Annotated in this window: 1 protein-coding gene; it reads left to right on the top strand. The window is 54.7% G+C overall.

All coding sequences use genetic code 11. The features are described from left to right. The first annotated feature begins 90 nt into the window (after positions 1–90). On the top strand, positions 91–636 hold the full coding sequence (locus NW844_RS12790; protein WP_414336194.1) for a metal-binding protein: 546 nt from the start codon (positions 91–93) through the stop codon (positions 634–636). Positions 637–1,495: the final 859 nt, after the last annotated feature.

Genomic DNA, 1,495 nt, shown 5'->3' with positions numbered 1-1,495 from the left:
CTCCTGCGGTTTCTAGCTGAAGCTAGGTCAGGCTTTTTCCTCCGCTGGCGGGTAGACTGAGCGCCAGTCGGGTACCGTTGCTCTGGCCTTATGCCGCTGGGATCCACCCACGATCGCATCACCCTCTGGACGGCCCCCGGCATCACCTTGGCCGCCGGTTTGTTGGGGAATAGCACCACCGTTGCTCTGGCTGTGGGATCCGCCTATCTGTTCAGTGGCCTGATGTTTTCTGGAGATCTGGACACCTGTTCTCGACAGTACCAACGCTGGCTGTTCTTGCGCTGGATTTGGCTGCCCTACCGCAAGTGGATGCGGCATCGCTCCTTCTGGTCGCATGGGCCCATCGTGGGCACCGCCCTGCGGGTGCTGTACTTGAGCCTATGGGCCGGCGGAGTTGGCCTGCCGGTGGCTTGGCTGGGATCCCGGTTGGGCTGGTGGATGTGGCAGCCTTGGGTGTGGCGCAGCGATCTCTGGCAATGGCTGCAAGTTCACGCCGAGATCCTGTTTTGGATTGGGATGGGGTTGGAGCTGGGATCGGCCAACCACAGCCTCAGCGATTGGATGGTCTCCAACTGGAAACGCTGGCGCAAAAAACGCCGTCAGGTTCGCTCCAGGCCACTCGGCTATCGTCGCTAGATCCCCGTTGGACCAAGAGTAAACTACCCCACACTTGAACCTGTTGCTGTCCTGTGCCTGCAAGCCCGCCCTCCTGAGAAGACTTAACGGCCAATCTTTGTCAATTGCCCCCGCCCCCTCTGTCCGACTCCCGTGGCTTGATGCAAATTATTCCTACTTTGTCGGCTATGTATTGCAATTTAGTCTCAATAGAGTTATGCTGTTACTCAGTTGAGTGGTGGAGTTCTATCCATCAGTCTTCCTCTCTTGTCTTGGATGTGACAGGGATCCCGCGCCGGCGGAACTGGCCATCCTGCCTTTGGCAGGGATCCCTTTCTCTCTTCTTCGGCTTTAGCCGAGCTTCTGGGTTAATGAGAGTCAGTCCTAGTTAATGAGGGGATAGTTTCTGCTGGAGTGGGTCGAGCTGCGGAGGTGGCGGTGTGCGGCAATAACAGCGGCTGAGGGCCGGAAGACAAGACCTAATACATACAAAAGTCGCTGCGCCAGTTGTCTTTGTAAACCCGTTGCAAGCTAAGGGGAAGGGCTAACTTTTTGGGGCAAACTGTCTGTCCTAAACCTTGTGTTGCTGTTTAAAAAAATGTGTTGAGTCAAAGAGAAATTCGAGAAAAAATCGAGAAAAAAGTTGAATCGTGCGGGAAGAATCGGTTAAAATCTAGCTGGCGTTAACGCTAACCGCGACGAAGAGATCGGAGGGAGGAAAACCTAACAGCCTCTCTCCTTTTTTCTGTAGAAATTACTCTCACTTTCAACCTCTATAGTCACTTCAAGTAGCAACACAACGTTTCTCTACATCGCTATTGCTAGGCAACGCTGTCGCGAACGCGCCGCTCTAACTCCCCTCTCCCTCAGGGAGAGGGGC

The organism is Synechococcus sp. H55.2 (assembly GCF_047462495.1).
In the GTDB taxonomy this organism is placed as follows: Bacteria; Cyanobacteriota; Cyanobacteriia; order Thermostichales; family Thermostichaceae; genus Thermostichus.
This window is presented reverse-complemented; position numbering and strand designations above follow the sequence as displayed.